Genomic DNA, 539 nt, shown 5'->3' with positions numbered 1-539 from the left:
GCCCAAAACGGTTTCTGAGACCTTTTAAACCCTAGTGCCGGCTACTTCCCCGGCTCTACCTACGCTCTACTCTAGTTCACCCAAATCGGCGACGACCAAGCGCGCTCCTGCAATATCGCGGGCAGCTCCGGATTGGGTTTAATACCCGCTCTTGCAGCATCCCACGAGCTCCATCGACAGGTTGGGTTCTCGAGCACACGAACAAAATAAGCCGCCGATTGCGAGGCATCGAATTCAGGATCTTGCCACAGCGTTTTTAACTCGGCCTGCCCAGTGCCGGCCTGAACATCGCAAGAGCTTAAATCGACACTTGCGCCGTTATCGGGGCAGCGGAAATTGGCATCGGGCCGGGCATCACCAGAACAGGCGACATCAAATACGCGCTCGTTGTGATTACCATCGACATCGCGCCAAACCTTAATAACTTGCGCTCGCTGCAAAGGCGCCGACAAGGGGTCTTGAACCGCCCACACCATCATCGATGGAGCTTGTGATCGGCCGCTTAAGCGACCTCCCATCGGCACACCTTTCGCATAGGC

The 539-nt window shown here is 56.2% G+C and carries 1 protein-coding gene; it reads right to left on the bottom strand.

Translation table 11 applies throughout. The features are described 5' to 3' along the window. Positions 1–71: 71 nt before the first annotated feature. Positions 72–539 (bottom strand): DUF3604 domain-containing protein (locus ACTF5Z_RS12285; RefSeq protein ID WP_438985886.1); only part of this gene is annotated, 468 nt, incomplete at its 5' end.

Origin of the sequence: Aequoribacter sp., assembly GCF_965659035.1 — a bacterium.
Classification (GTDB): domain Bacteria; phylum Pseudomonadota; class Gammaproteobacteria; order Pseudomonadales; family Halieaceae; genus Aequoribacter.
This window is presented reverse-complemented; position numbering and strand designations above follow the sequence as displayed.